Consider the following 12413-nt stretch of genomic DNA (forward strand, 5'->3'; position numbering starts at 1 on the left):
CGCTGGGCGGCTCTTTTCGTTTCGGGCAATGCGGGCCGCGCGACTACGAGAGGTAGTTCACCAGCGAGAGCTTCGAGAGCATAGAGGTGACCTGGTAGCTGGCCTGGAGCTGGGTCTGCAGCGTCATGAGCTTGGCCGCCACCTCCTCGGTCGAGACCTGCTCGACGCCTTGGATCGAATCCAGCAGCGTGTTCTTGGTCGATTGCGCCTGCGTCTTGGCGTCGGCCATGGTGCTCGACGCGATCCCGAACTCGCCCACCATGTCGGCGACGCTGGTCTTGGTGTCGCCCGGCTCCACCAGCCCCTGTACCCGGCTGGCCGTCGCCTGGTAGCGTGCCGCGTCCTGCGTCCCCGTCGCATCCGTGAAGCTGTCAGCGGCAAGCACCGCGAAGCCGGCGAGCGTATCGCGCAAGGGCTGCTCGTTCGCCCTCGCGCCGATGGCGACGGTGCGGTCGGCACCGATCTGAACGCTGGTCGTGGCACGCGGATCGGTGGCCGCGTCGTCGCCCGTGTACCAGATCACCGTGCTCTTGCTGGCGGTCTCCGCATAGCCGTTGCCGTCCGCGGAGACGCGGCGCGGAGCGAGGCCGGCCGAGGATGAGCCGTCGAAGAAATTGTCGGCGGCGCGCACGGCGGAACTCGCCGAGAGCGCCGTCTTGCCAGTCTGTTGAAGCGCATTCGACAGCGCGGCCGAGACGTTTGCGGCGGTCTGTGCGGGCGTCGCACCGATGGTGAAGCTGCTCGTCGAGGTCGGGTCCGCCGTTGCGGCGGCAGTGAGGGTGATGCTTTGGGTCGTGCCGTCGCGCAGGCCTACCGTCAGAGTGATCGTATCACCGGCAGCCGGAGTGCCTGCCGAGAGCTGCAGCGAAGCGGGGCTGCCACCTGAGAAGGCGGCCGACACGCCGGGCGGGCTGGCGCTCTGCACGCTGGCGATCGATGCGCCGCCGAGAAGCGTCTTCAGGTTCGCGGCCGTGTCGGCCGGGGTCGCACCGATGGCGAAGCTGTCCGTCGAACCGGCCGCGACGCTGCTTCTCGCCGTCAGGTCGAGGATCTTCTGGCTTCCATCGGGCTGCAGCACGGCCACGCGCACGCGGTCGCCATCGCTCGGTTGACTGGCAAAGGACAGGTCGACCGCCGCCGCGGTGCCGGGGGTGAGGTTTGCCGCGATGCCGCTGGTGTTCGAGCTCGTGGCGGAGAGCAGCGAGAAACCGAAATTCGCCCGCGCCTCGGCGTTGGCATCTTCGGTGAGGCTCACCGTCGTGCCGCTCTGCGTCTGGGTCAGCCGGCCATTGTTGCCGGGGCCGAGGTCCGCTTTCCGCTGTTCGGCGATCAGATCCTTCAGGCCTGCAAGCCCGGAAAGGGAGTCGCCATTCAACATGAGGTCCGACGACACCACCGGCGGCTTGTCGGTCGTGCGTCCGCCGAAGATGTATTTGCCGGCCGCACTCTGGTTGAGCGCGTCGATCGCGCCGTCGAGACCCGACTTGGCCAGCGCCACGCTGGTGGTGATGCCGGTGCTGGTGCTCGACTGCAGATTGGTAGTCAGGCTGGTGCCCAGGGTGTCGGCGAGCTTCTTGACCTGCGTCAGGCTGGTCGCGGCCAGGTTCACCTGCGTCGACCCGCCGTTGATCGAGGCGACGTAACCGTCGAGCGCGCTGATCGTGGCATGCGCGCTGAGGCTGGCCGTGCGGGCCGAGCCGAGGCCCCCATAGGTGTCGGCGACCCGGCCGGTGGAGAGCTGGTTCGTCAGCCCGTCGAGGCGGCTCTTGAGCGTGAGCAGGCTGGCGGCGGTGCGGTCGGCGGCGTAGCTGCCGGCTGCGAAGGAGTTGATCGTCGTCATGGCGCGCCCCGTCAGATGCGCAGCAGCGCGTCGAGCATGTCGCGGGCGGCGGTGAGCACGCGCGCGTTGGCGGTGTAGGCGGTCTGAAGCTCGATGAGCTTCGACATCTCCTCGTCGATGTTCACGCCGGACTGGCTCGAGAACCGGCCCTGTGCCGTGGCGAGCGCGATGCCCTGGCCCTCGTCGAGATCCTGGGCGGAGGCCGCCGCCGCGCCCTGGGAGGCGATGACCGAACGGGCGAACCCGCTCACACTCGACGTCGTAGGCGCGTTGACGCCGCCGATTCCGCTCGCCGCCGAGAAGGTCCGCTGCGTGGTGTTCAGTGCGTTGTAGAGCGCCTGCGGCCGCGAGGAATCGCTGACCTCGGTGGAGGTCTGCGTCACCAGCATCGCGGTGTTGGTGACGACGGCCGGGTTGACGGCGATCCGCTGCGCGAAGCCGGTGAGTTGCGATCCGCCGTCGAACGAGCCGGTATAGAGCCCGTTCTTGTTGCCGGAATCGACGAAGAGCGCGAGCTGCGTGCCGGTGCCCTTGTCGGTCGGCGAGGCCGGCTGGGTCACGCTGGCATTGGCCGCGAGCAGGGTCGGTGTGCCGTTCGAGAGGATGCGCACCGTGCCCGAGGGTCCGCTCGCGCTCACGTCGTAGCTCGAACCGAGCTTGGCTGAGATCGCGGAGGCGATGTCGGAGGCACTGGGCGTCGCGGGCGGCGCCGGGATGGTGAACGGAACGACCGTCGCGTTGGGGTCGTCCGTCAGGGACGCATCGGGACTGGCCGGCGGCGTCGTGTAGGACGGCATCAGGATCAGGTTGCGCGTCCCCGAGCCGTCCTTAACGGTCAGGGTGATCGCATTGCCCGCCTTGAGATTCGACAGGTCGATGTCGAAGCCGGACTTTCCGCCCGCGGTCACGGCCGTGCCGACCGCCTGATTGTCCGACATCGAGCGCGACAGGCCGGCGGCGAGGTCGTCGAGCTGGCGCTGCGCCTGCGGCAGCACCGTGTCGCGCATCTCAAGCTCGGCCGCGATCGAGCCGGACCGAATCGCTCCGGCCGCGACGAGGTCGATCGTGGCGCCGCCGGGCGTCTTCGCCGTGATCGTGCCGACGCCGCGCTTCGAGGGATCGGTCGAGTACTGCGAGTCCGGCGAGAGCGTGCCGCGGGAATCGAAGGACAGGACGGTCGGATTGCCGCGGTCGACGAGGGTGACGCCCGTCGTGGTGATCAGCGAGACGGTGCCGTCGGATTGCGGGACGCTCTGAACGTCCATCAGCGCGGAGAGCGAGTTGACCGCCTGGTCGCGCTGGTCGAGCAGGTCGGCCTTGTTGGCGCCGTCGCTCGCCTGCGACACACGGGTGTTGAGGTCGGCGATCGACTTCAGCAGCCGGTTCGCCTGCGTGGTGTCCTGCGAGAGCTGCGACTCCATCGCGCTGCGCAGATCCTGCACGCTTCCCGCGATCCCACCGATCTGGGAGGCGAGGCTCGATGCGCTCGTCACCACGGCCGAGCGGGCCGCGGCCGAGGTCGGATCGGAGGCCAGGGTCTGCAGGGCCGAGGAGAAGCCGTTGACCAGGCCATCGAGCGAGGTCGAGGAGCCGGGGGTGCCGTAGAGCTTGTCGATCTGCGAGAGAACGCTCGACAGCACCGTCGTGTAACCGGCGCCGGAGGTCTCAAGCCGGAGTTGCTTCAGCGCGGCCGCGTCGAGGCTCCGGTTGATCGTGCCGCTCGCCACGCCGGAATTGCCCGGTCCCGTCGTGACGGGATCGAGCGTACGGCGGACGTAGCCCACCGTGCCGGCATTGGCGATGTTCTGGGAAACGATCCCGAGCTGCGCCTGCGTCAGCTTGAGACCGGCCGTCGACGTGTTCAGGGCATTGAGGGACACCTGACACCTCCTCTCGAACGGGCTGCGACGCGCCCGGCAGATCGTTTCGTTTCGGAGCGCGTCATCAGACCGATGCCAATCTCAGCCTCGTTCAGCGGATGATGTTGATCAGATCGGACATCATCGTCTGGGCGGTCGAGATGACGCGCGTATTCGCAGAATAGGCCTGTTGCGTTACGATCATCTTAGAGAACTCGCCGGCAATGTCGGTATTGGATTGCTCGACGTTGCCTCCGACGATGGTCGTGCCTTTGAGGCCGGTGATCGGCACACCCGAGTCCTGCGTCTGCTGGTAGTTCCCCAGGGAATCCGGCTTGAGCCCGTCGTCGTTGGTGAAGTGGACGACGTTGATGGTGGCGAGCGTCAGGGAGGCACCGTTCGAATAGGTGCCGGTGATCTTGCCGTCGTCGGAGACGTCCACCGAGTTCAGTGTGCCGGACGAATAACCGTTCTGCTGGAGGGCGTTCGTCGTGGCGCCGCCGGTGCTCGACGCATATTCGGTGAGCCCACCGGCGCCGTAGTCGAGGGTGACGTTACCGACCGTCGCGCCGTCGACGGTGAGGTTCGGGATGGTGATCGACGTCGTCGACGGTGAGGTGAGCTGACCGCTCGCATTGAAGCTGAAGGCCTGCCCGACATTGGTCCAGCCGGTATTGTTGCCCGTCGTGGACGTGCCGCTGGCATAGAACAAGTTCCAGGTGTCGGTGGTCGGCGGAGTCGCCGAAGCGTCGGCATTCGTAACCTTGGCCCAGCGCGTCGTGACCGCAACGGGCGATCCGGCGGCGGTATAGGCCGTCAGCTGCGGTCCCTGGATGCTGTTGTCGACGAAGCTCTGTGCGTTAGCGGACGACACCGTCGCCGTTCCGGTGCCGCTGGTGATGCGGGGGTCGGATCCGTCGGCGAAGGGTCCGAGCAACTCGGAGCCGGCGGTCGTCGTCGTCTTGGCGGTGGCCGGCGTCTTCGGCAGGTTCGCCGAATACGTGATCGTGGTCGTCGCCTTGGCCGGCAGCACGGTGTTCGAGATCTTGATCGGTCCGTTGGAGGTCGACTGCCCCGTCACCGGATCGAGCATGGTGCCCGTGAGGTAGGAGCCGGCCCCGTTCGCGAGGTAGCCGTCCTTGTCCGGCGCGAAGTCACCGCGGCGCGTGTAGAGGTTGCTGGCCGAGAAGGTTGTGTTGCCGCTCGCATCCGAGGTCTTCTTCTGGACGACGAAGAAGCCCTGACCGTTCAGCGCCATGTTGGTAGCGACGCCGGTCGAGGACAGATTCCCCTGGATGGTATTGGTGAGCTGCGAATAGGCCGCCACGCTGCCGGCGACCTCGCGGCGCGCCGTCTGTTCGGCGATCAGGTCGACGAAACTCGTATCGATGCGCTTGTAGCCCGTCGTCTGCGAGTTCGCGATGTTCCCGGAGATGTTGTCGAGGGCGTAAGACTGAGCCTTCAGTCCCGAGACCGCCGTCTGCATCGCGGTAAAAACGTCCATGGCCGGTACTCCTCCTGCCGCCTGGGCGGCTCCGCCCTCGCAACGGCCGGCGCAACGCTCATGCCAGGCCTAAGTACTTGATATTGCTTGGCGTGCCCGGCCGGCACGCGGCAGATTTCGGCACCGTGCGCGATAGTCCCGGCAAGTGTTGCCGAGTGCTTTCGTCGTTTACGCGACGTTATCGGCAAGCCCGCTAGGGTGCGGCTCCTGCGCTCGAAATGCGGGATCGGAATGAGTCTATGCGGCCTGCCAAGCGGACCAGCCTCGTCAACTTGATCTACTTCTCGCGGCTGAACCTCGCGGCCGACGCGCCCTCACGTGCGCGCCAGATCAGCGAGATCACCAAACATGCGCAGAAGAAGAACGAGTTCTCGGTGATCACGAGCTTCCTGATCGTGGAGGGCAGCTTCGCCGTCCAAATCATCGAGGGCGAGCGGATGTCCGTAAACGAGACGTTCCAGCGGATCGCGGCCGACACGCGCCATCGCGACGTCAAGATCGTCGAGTGGCGGGAGATCAACAAGCGCGCCTTCGTCACGTCCTTCACCACGGGCGTGCGCAGCGGAACCACCGAGATCCATTTCAACAAGGCCGGATTGTTGCCCATGCTCCAGCGCGGAACGCCCAAGAGCAGCACGATCCACAATCTCGCCACCACGCTCCAGCAAGACACGATGTCGAAGCAGGGCATCGATCATCTCTTCGTCTGATATCGTCATGCCGGACACTGCCGAGAGCGCAATGAGCGACGTCCCCGCCATCCTGATCGTCGACGATCAGCCGAAGCTACTTCGGCTGGTGATCGAACTGCTGACCCGGCTGGGCTTTCCGGAGGTCGAGGGCGTGTCGGATGCCTTCGAGGCGCTCGAGCGCATGCGCGCCCGTAAATACGCCCTGGTGATCTGCGACCTGAACCTCGAGCCGATGGACGGGCTGACCTTGCTGCGCGAGGTCCGCGCGGACAACGCGCTGATGAACACGCCCTTCATCCTGACCGAGGCGACCTTCGACTTCGAAGATGTGAATGTCGCCCACCTCGCCGGCGCCGACGCCTTCCTGCTGAAGCCCTTCGACATCGCGCTCTTGAAGACCAAGCTGAAGCAGGTCCTCAACCGTAAGCCGCGCCGTCGTGAGGCCCCGCTGCCGATGGAATCGACGCTCAGCCAGGAATTCCCGCTGCTCGGCAAGATTTGAGCGACGAACACGGGCTGATCCTCAGCCTGCCGTCGAGGCTGGAACCGCACGGCTTCGGCAGCGGCCGCCCCGTGGTGGTTGTCACCCCGTCGGAGTGAGCAAACCGTGACACGCTTCGTCGCCCTTCTGCGCGCCGTGAACGTCGGCGGCACGGGCAAGCTCGCCATGGCGGATCTCGCGCGGTTCTGCGAGGAGGCGGGCCTCGAGGAGGTCCGCACTTACATCGCCAGCGGCAACGTCGTCTTCTCTAGCGACAAGAGCGCGGCGGAGGTCAAACTCGCGCTCGAAGAGCGTCTGCTGAGCCATTTCGGCAAGCGCGTCGGCGTCGTCGTGCGGGACGCGGCCGAGATGGCCGAGGTGCTCGCGCGAAATCCCTTCCCGGATCATCCGGCCAGCCGCGTCATCGCGATCTTCCTCGACGAGGCGACCCACCCCGATATGCTGTCTCGCGTTTCCGGGCTGGCCGACGAGGAGATCCGCCTTGGCCGGCGTGAGATCTACGTGCGCTACTTGATCGCCGGCATGGGGCAATCGAAGCTCCGCATCCCGGCAGCGGCAAATGGCACGGCGCGGAACATGAACACGGTCGCCAAGCTCGCAGCCATGGCCACCGAGTAATCTGTCCGTCACGAGCCACTTCGTCAGATCAAACCACAAACGAAAAAGGCGGATCCTTTCGGACCCGCCCTTCGCAACTCGATTTCGAAAGATCAGCGCTTCGAGAACTGGAAGCTACGGCGAGCCTTCTTGCGGCCGTACTTCTTACGCTCGACGACGCGCGGATCGCGGGTCAGGAAGCCTTCGCGCTTGAGCGGCGAGCGCAGCTCGGGCTCGTAGTAGGTGAGCGCCTTCGAGAGGCCGTGGCGCACGGCGCCGGCCTGACCGGAGAGACCACCACCCTTCACCGTGACGGTGATGTCGTACTGGTCGACGCGGCTGACGATCTCGAGCGGCTGGCGCAGGATCATGCGCAGCACCGGGCGAGCGAAGTAGGACTCGATGGTGCGGCCGTTGACGACCACGGTGCCGTTGCCGGGCTTGATCCAGACGCGGGCGACCGCGTCCTTGCGCTTGCCGGTGGCGTAGGCGCGACCCTGCTTGTCGATCTTCTGGACGTGGACCGGAGCCTGCTGCTCGGGGTTCGTCGTGTCGGTGTTCGACCGGTTGAGGTCGGAGAGGGACTGAAGCGTCGCCATGATCAAGCGCTCACGTTCTTGCGGTTGAGGGCGCCGACGTCGAGCGCCTGCGGCTGCTGGGCTTCGTGGGGATGCTCGGCGCCCTTGTAGACGCGCAGGTTGCCCATGATCTGGCGGAAGAGCGGGCCACGCGGCAGCATGCGCTCCACGGCCTTCTCGACAACACGCTCGGGGAAGCGACCCTCGAGGATGTACTTGGCCGAGCGCTCCTTGATGCCACCCGGATAGCCGGTGTGGTGGTAGTAGTTCTTCTGCACGTATTTGCGGCCGGTGAACTTCACCTTCTCCGCGTTGATGACGATGACGTTGTCGCCGCAATCGACGTGAGGGGTATAGGCAGGCTTGTGCTTGCCGCGCAGACGCATGGCGACGATCGAGGCCAGACGGCCGACGACGAGGCCCTCCGCATCGATCACGAGCCACTTCTTGTCGACGTCGGCGGGCTTCAGCGAGGTGGTCTTCATGGCTGATCCGTACCGGGTTTCGGAATAAAAGGCGCCGCCGCGTCGGAGAGACGCAGCGGCGTTCGGGCGGTCCATACGGGCCGAATCGCAGCACGTCAAGTTCGCTCCGACGCTTTTTCAACTAACGCCATAATATCAGTGATTTAGCAATTACGGTATCATAGTACCCCATTGTCATACGCGTCCTTTGAAAGGTGCGATGTGCGCGCCGATTGGGCAAAACGCCAAGCTCTTGTGCAGTATTGAGAACGCTTCCAGGTCGCGCCAGCGTATCTCCTCAAATGAGAGCGGGCCGCACCATGACATTCGCGCCACATTCCGGTCTCGCCAACGCTTGCGGAAGGCCTGGCAGAGAGCGCTTCCCTGTGGCCGCACAACGCGGAGACCGCGCGAATCCACAACCGTTAACAAACGGTTAGCGGGAATGGTTGAATTTGCGAGACCGGCGAACGGATGGTCCTGGCCCAAAATGGGGCGATGCAAACGCACTGTGCTTTTTCAGCACTATTGCTAGCTTAGCCATACCGTAAGCTGAGGTGGTTCATTCGGAACTGAGTCGGAGACTACGATGATCACCTCCACCACCAAGCGCGTCGTTCTGCTCGCCTTCGCCGCCGTCGTTGCCCTCAACGCTTCCGCTTGCATCGGCAAGGGCAAGGCTCCCCCGCCGGCCCCGGCTCCGGTCATCTCCAAGTACTGATCTCTGAAGACCAGTATTTAATCGACCGGTCTCCGAACCAGACGGCCCAGGGGCTCGCCAAGAGCGAGCCCCTACTCGTTTCCGCCGTCGCTCGGAAGACACGCACAGACACAACGACGCTGCTGGAGCCTGGCCCATGGCCGACATTCGCGATTTGCCTGGACGCGTCCGGACGACGCGGACCTGGAGCCGGCTCCCTCTCCTTGCTTTGACCGCAGGTCTCCTCGCCATCGGGCTGGCCGGCCAGCGCGCCGACGCCGCCCGCGGTGGCCCCGAAGCCGCGCAGACCAGCATTCGCGGCAAGCAGCTCTACGCCATCGAATTCCGCTCGCGCTACGCGCTGAGCTACGGCCACACCTTCATCATGTACGGGCGCCTCAACGCGAAGGGCCAGCTCGTCGACCGCGTGGTGGCCGGCCTGCATCCGGCGGGCGACAGCCCGCAGCCCTGGATGATCGGGCACATCGTCCCCGTGAAGTCGGAGACCGGCCCCAGCGACGGCGATCTCGAAGACAAGTATGTCTCCGCCCGCTACCGGGTCACCGTCGAGGAGCCCGAGTTCCGCCGGATCGTCGCCTACATCAAGAACAAGCAGGCCAATTCCGGCACCTGGCACGCAATCTTCAACAATTGCAGCGGCTGGGTCGCGGATGTCGGCCGCTACATGGGCCTGAGCGCGCCGAACTCCCTGGTGATGCCGGAAGAGTTCATCAACGGCATGAAGAAGATGAACGAAGGCAACGACCGCCGCACGGCCCAGTCGCTCGCCGCCGCCCAGTGATGCGGCCGGCCGTATGACGGCCCCGTCGGGACGGGTCGTCCGCAGCAGGCTCGTCGTTCACATCCACGGTTACCAACTGACGGCGCCCGAGCGGTTCCACCGGCGCTTCGGGCGCGACCTCGCGACCTTTGGCCAGACCTGGTCGGCCAGGACCGAGACCGGCGCGATCGAGGTGCTGCCGCGACAGGGGCGCTGGCCGGCCGAGGCCGCCGGACCGGACTGGCAGACGCAGACCGACTACCGGATCATCCGGGTCGACGACCTGATCGAGCAGGGGCACCGCCGGCCGCCAATGCGCCGCGTCGCGCTCGGCATTCGCGGATTGTTCGACTTCCTGCTCGACCCGGCGATCCTCGGCTATTTCCGCTACGGCTGGCGCTACGCCATCTTCACCCTGGCGCCGCTGGCGATGATGCTGGCCGCCGTGATGGCCGGCATTCTCGTCGGGAGGTGGCTCTCTGCGCCGCTCGGATCGCTGCTCGCGACCCTCGCCGGGATCGCGGTCTTCGCCGCGGCGATCGCGGTCTTCTCGAAAAAACTTTTCCTGTTCATCCTGCTGGAGGATTGGGCCTTCGCCAGCGTGCTGGCGCGCCGGCTCGAACCGGAGCTCGCCGGACGCCTAGACGAGGGCCGCCGCGAGGTGCATGCGGCGGTCGAGGCCGGCACCTACGATGAAGTCCTGCTCATCGGTCACAGCCTCGGCGCCGTCATGATCCTGCATCTCGCCGAGATGCTGCTCGCCGGCCTGCCGCCAGCCGCCGGATCTAGCCGTACGCGGATCGCGCTCCTGACCATCGGCTCGTCCGTTCTCAAGATCGGCCTGCACAGCGCCGCCGAACCGTTGCGCCGGGCGACCGCTGCGGTGACCGCGTCGTCGCGGCTGATCTGGGCCGATTACTGGTCCCAGCACGACGTGATGAACTTCCCCTATGTCGACCCGGCGGTGGCCATGGGCCTCACGCCGGTGCACCCCACGATCAGCCGCAAGGCTACGTTCCGGCACATGATCTCGCCGGAGGCCCTGCGCGCCCTGCGCTTCGATTTCTTCCGCAAGCACAACCTGTTCTTCCACGCGGCAACGCGCCGGAGCGAGTACGACTACTTCCTGTTCGTCTGCGGGCCATTCTTCTGCGAAGACCTCGCGCGCTCGCCGGACGGGGCCATTGCCTGGCTCGACGCGAGCGGCGCGCTCACGGACAGCGCGCCGGGCGCGAGATCGCCGCGCGGCGCCTGATTGCGCCCCGGCCTGATCGCCCCTATCGCCGCCCGATGACGACGCCGCTTCTCTGCAAGATCGCCTTCCTCGCCCTGGTTGTGGGCTGGTACGCGATCCGCATCCCGCACAAGCGGCGGGCTCGGCGCACGCCCGTGGCGAGCTCGCACTGGGACCTGCGCGAGAACATCCTGCTGTCGATCTCGGCGACCGGCATCGGCCTGATTCCCACGATCTACTGCCTGTTCGGGTTCGCGCGGATCGGAGAGCGCGCCACCAATCCTGGCCTGGTCGCGCTCGGCATCCTCGTCGCCGCCCTCTCCCTGTGGATGTTCGACAAGAGCCACCGCGGCCTCGGGCGCGAATGGTCCTTCAGCCTCGAACTGCGCGACGGACATCGGCTCAAGACCGACGGCGTCTACGCCTGGGTCCGCCATCCGATGTACAGCGCCTTCTGGCTCTGGGCGCTGGCCCAGGCGATCCTGCTGCCGAACTGGATCGCCGGCCTCTCCGGCCTCGTCGGGTTCGGGTGCCTCTATTTTTTCCGCGTCCCGCGGGAGGAGCAGATGATGCAGGAGCGTTTCGGCGACGAATGGCTGGCCTATGCCGCCGTGACGCCGCGCGTGGTACCGTGGAAGGCGCTGACGGCGAAGCGCTGATCAGCGCGGCGGGATCGAGTAGGTCCCCGTCGCATGGCAGACGAGGTCGTCGCTGCCTCTCGTCGTGATCCGCACGTCACCCACCGCGAGCCGCCGTCCGAGCTTCATCAGGCTGCATTCGGCGATCAGCCCTTCCATGCCGGGCTTGCGCAGGAAGTTGAAGTTCAGAGACGTCGTCACCGCGAGCGCAACCGGGCCGAGATTGGCGAGGATCGCTGCATAGAGCGCGTAATCGGCCAGCGCCATCATGGCCGGCCCCGAAATGGTGCCACCCGGCCGCAGGAATCGCTCGTGATGGTCGAGCCGCATCCGTGCGGTGAGCGGGCCGACCGCCTCCAGATGATAGGACCGGCCGCCGTCGTTCATCTGCGGGAACTCGCGATCGAGGAAGTCGCGGGTCTCGTCCATGCTCATCACGCTCATGGCGTCTTGCAGCACGGCATGCGCTGACCCACAAGACGGCATGGACGTCGCCCTCGCTCACCACGATCACTATCCGGACGCTCGGATCCGCGCGCTGCTCAAGCAGACGCGCACGATCGCGCTGGTCGGCGCCTCGGCGAACCCGGCCCGGCCAAGCTACATCGTGCTGAAATACCTGTCCGAGCGCGGCTACACGGTGACGCCGGTCAATCCCGGGCTCGCCGGCCAAAGCATCCTCGGCATGCCGGTGATCGGCCGCCTCGCGGAGCTGCCCGGCCCGGTCGACATGGTCGAGATCTTCCGCAATTCGATCGCCGCGGACGGCCTCGTGGACGAGGCCCTGGCGCTTCCGGAATTGCCGAAGATCATCTGGATGCAGCTCAGCGTGCGCAACGATGAGGCGGCGGCGCGGGCCGAGGCGCGCGGCGTCACCGTCATCATGAACCGCTGCCCGAAGATCGAGTACGGCCGTCTCTCTGGCGAGATCGGCTGGACCGGCGTGAACACGCGGATCATCAGCGCCAAGAAGCCGGTGCTCGACAAGCGCGGCGTGCAGCGGCTGACGATCGACGAACGGTAG

Annotated in this window: 14 protein-coding genes; 8 read left to right on the plus strand and 6 right to left on the minus strand. The window is 66.2% G+C overall.

Features of this window, described 5'->3' with window-relative positions:
* Window positions 1-43 precede the first annotated feature (43 nt).
* The 3 genes from GGR33_RS04585 to GGR33_RS04595 all read right to left on the minus strand — a co-directional run bounded on the left by GGR33_RS04585 (window position 44) and on the right by GGR33_RS04595 (window position 5203).
* On the minus strand, window positions 44-1840 hold the full coding sequence (locus GGR33_RS04585; RefSeq protein WP_183502416.1) for a flagellin: 1797 nt from the start codon (window positions 1838-1840) through the stop codon (window positions 44-46).
* A gap of 11 nt (window positions 1841-1851) precedes the next feature.
* On the minus strand, window positions 1852-3720 hold the full coding sequence (flgK, locus tag GGR33_RS04590) for a flagellar hook-associated protein FlgK (RefSeq protein WP_183502418.1): 1869 nt from the start codon (window positions 3718-3720) through the stop codon (window positions 1852-1854).
* A gap of 91 nt (window positions 3721-3811) precedes the next feature.
* The gene (locus tag GGR33_RS04595; protein WP_183502420.1) at window positions 3812-5203 is read right to left on the minus strand and encodes a flagellar hook protein FlgE; all 1392 of its coding nucleotides are present in this window, start codon (window positions 5201-5203) and stop codon (window positions 3812-3814) included.
* A gap of 239 nt (window positions 5204-5442) precedes the next feature.
* Here GGR33_RS04595 and GGR33_RS04600 point away from each other — a divergent pair, with 239 nt between their 5' ends.
* The 3 genes from GGR33_RS04600 to GGR33_RS04610 all read left to right on the plus strand — a co-directional run bounded on the left by GGR33_RS04600 (window position 5443) and on the right by GGR33_RS04610 (window position 7015).
* A complete protein-coding gene (locus tag GGR33_RS04600) occupies window positions 5443-5913 on the plus strand; it encodes a BLUF domain-containing protein (RefSeq protein WP_183502422.1) in 471 nt (156 codons plus the stop codon).
* A gap of 31 nt (window positions 5914-5944) precedes the next feature.
* The gene (locus GGR33_RS04605) at window positions 5945-6397 is read left to right on the plus strand and encodes a response regulator (RefSeq protein ID WP_147047440.1); all 453 of its coding nucleotides are present in this window, start codon (window positions 5945-5947) and stop codon (window positions 6395-6397) included.
* A gap of 105 nt (window positions 6398-6502) precedes the next feature.
* Window positions 6503-7015, plus strand: coding sequence for a DUF1697 domain-containing protein (locus GGR33_RS04610; protein ID WP_183502423.1), 513 nt, complete (start codon window positions 6503-6505; stop codon window positions 7013-7015).
* Window positions 7016-7107: 92 nt separating this feature from the next.
* Here the strand turns inward: GGR33_RS04610 and rpsI are convergent, their stop codons facing one another.
* Window positions 7108-7593, minus strand: coding sequence for a 30S ribosomal protein S9 (gene rpsI, locus GGR33_RS04615; protein ID WP_183502425.1), 486 nt, complete (start codon window positions 7591-7593; stop codon window positions 7108-7110).
* Between the two features lie 2 nt (window positions 7594-7595).
* The gene (gene rplM, locus GGR33_RS04620; RefSeq protein WP_183502427.1) at window positions 7596-8057 is read right to left on the minus strand and encodes a 50S ribosomal protein L13; all 462 of its coding nucleotides are present in this window, start codon (window positions 8055-8057) and stop codon (window positions 7596-7598) included.
* A 568-nt stretch (window positions 8058-8625) separates the two neighbouring features.
* Here rplM and GGR33_RS26200 point away from each other — a divergent pair.
* The 4 genes from GGR33_RS26200 (at window position 8626) to GGR33_RS04635 (ending at window position 11410) form a co-directional block, all read left to right on the plus strand.
* Window positions 8626-8757, plus strand: a complete 132-nt coding sequence (locus GGR33_RS26200) for a hypothetical protein (protein WP_281381103.1) — start codon at window positions 8626-8628, stop codon at window positions 8755-8757.
* 136 nt (window positions 8758-8893) lie between these two features.
* Window positions 8894-9538, plus strand: coding sequence for a hypothetical protein (locus GGR33_RS04625; RefSeq protein ID WP_183502429.1), 645 nt, complete (start codon window positions 8894-8896; stop codon window positions 9536-9538).
* A 13-nt stretch (window positions 9539-9551) separates the two neighbouring features.
* Window positions 9552-10772 (plus strand): hypothetical protein, encoded by a 1221-nt coding sequence (locus tag GGR33_RS04630; protein ID WP_183502431.1) that lies wholly within the window; start codon window positions 9552-9554, stop codon window positions 10770-10772.
* Window positions 10773-10807: 35 nt separating this feature from the next.
* Window positions 10808-11410, plus strand: a complete 603-nt coding sequence (locus tag GGR33_RS04635; RefSeq protein WP_183502433.1) for a protein-S-isoprenylcysteine O-methyltransferase — start codon at window positions 10808-10810, stop codon at window positions 11408-11410.
* On the opposite strand, the gene GGR33_RS04640 is transcribed toward GGR33_RS04635, so the two are convergent.
* On the minus strand, window positions 11411-11833 hold the full coding sequence (locus GGR33_RS04640; protein ID WP_246412850.1) for a PaaI family thioesterase: 423 nt from the start codon (window positions 11831-11833) through the stop codon (window positions 11411-11413).
* A gap of 40 nt (window positions 11834-11873) precedes the next feature.
* On the opposite strand from GGR33_RS04640, the gene GGR33_RS04645 reads away from it, so the two are divergent.
* Window positions 11874-12413, plus strand: coding sequence for a CoA-binding protein (locus GGR33_RS04645; RefSeq protein WP_183502435.1), 540 nt, complete (start codon window positions 11874-11876; stop codon window positions 12411-12413).

Origin of the sequence: Methylobacterium brachythecii, from assembly GCF_014196345.1 — a bacterium.
Lineage (GTDB): Bacteria > Pseudomonadota > Alphaproteobacteria > Rhizobiales > Beijerinckiaceae > Methylobacterium > Methylobacterium brachythecii.

Coding starts and splice junctions, on each gene's coding strand:
- GGR33_RS04645 (WP_183502435.1), top strand. CDS start 11,874: ATGGACGTCGCCCTCGCTCACCACGATCACTATCCGGACGCTCGGATC.
- GGR33_RS04630 (WP_183502431.1), top strand. CDS start 9,552: ATGACGGCCCCGTCGGGACGGGTCGTCCGCAGCAGGCTCGTCGTTCAC.
- GGR33_RS04635 (WP_183502433.1), top strand. CDS start 10,808: ATGACGACGCCGCTTCTCTGCAAGATCGCCTTCCTCGCCCTGGTTGTG.
- GGR33_RS04595 (WP_183502420.1), bottom strand. CDS start 5,203: ATGGACGTTTTTACCGCGATGCAGACGGCGGTCTCGGGACTGAAGGCT.
- GGR33_RS04585 (WP_183502416.1), bottom strand. CDS start 1,840: ATGACGACGATCAACTCCTTCGCAGCCGGCAGCTACGCCGCCGACCGC.
- GGR33_RS04605 (WP_147047440.1), top strand. CDS start 5,945: ATGAGCGACGTCCCCGCCATCCTGATCGTCGACGATCAGCCGAAGCTA.
- GGR33_RS04600 (WP_183502422.1), top strand. CDS start 5,443: ATGCGGCCTGCCAAGCGGACCAGCCTCGTCAACTTGATCTACTTCTCG.
- GGR33_RS04640 (WP_246412850.1), bottom strand. CDS start 11,833: ATGAGCGTGATGAGCATGGACGAGACCCGCGACTTCCTCGATCGCGAG.
- rplM (WP_183502427.1), bottom strand. CDS start 8,057: ATGAAGACCACCTCGCTGAAGCCCGCCGACGTCGACAAGAAGTGGCTC.
- GGR33_RS26200 (WP_281381103.1), top strand. CDS start 8,626: ATGATCACCTCCACCACCAAGCGCGTCGTTCTGCTCGCCTTCGCCGCC.
- GGR33_RS04625 (WP_183502429.1), top strand. CDS start 8,894: ATGGCCGACATTCGCGATTTGCCTGGACGCGTCCGGACGACGCGGACC.
- rpsI (WP_183502425.1), bottom strand. CDS start 7,593: ATGGCGACGCTTCAGTCCCTCTCCGACCTCAACCGGTCGAACACCGAC.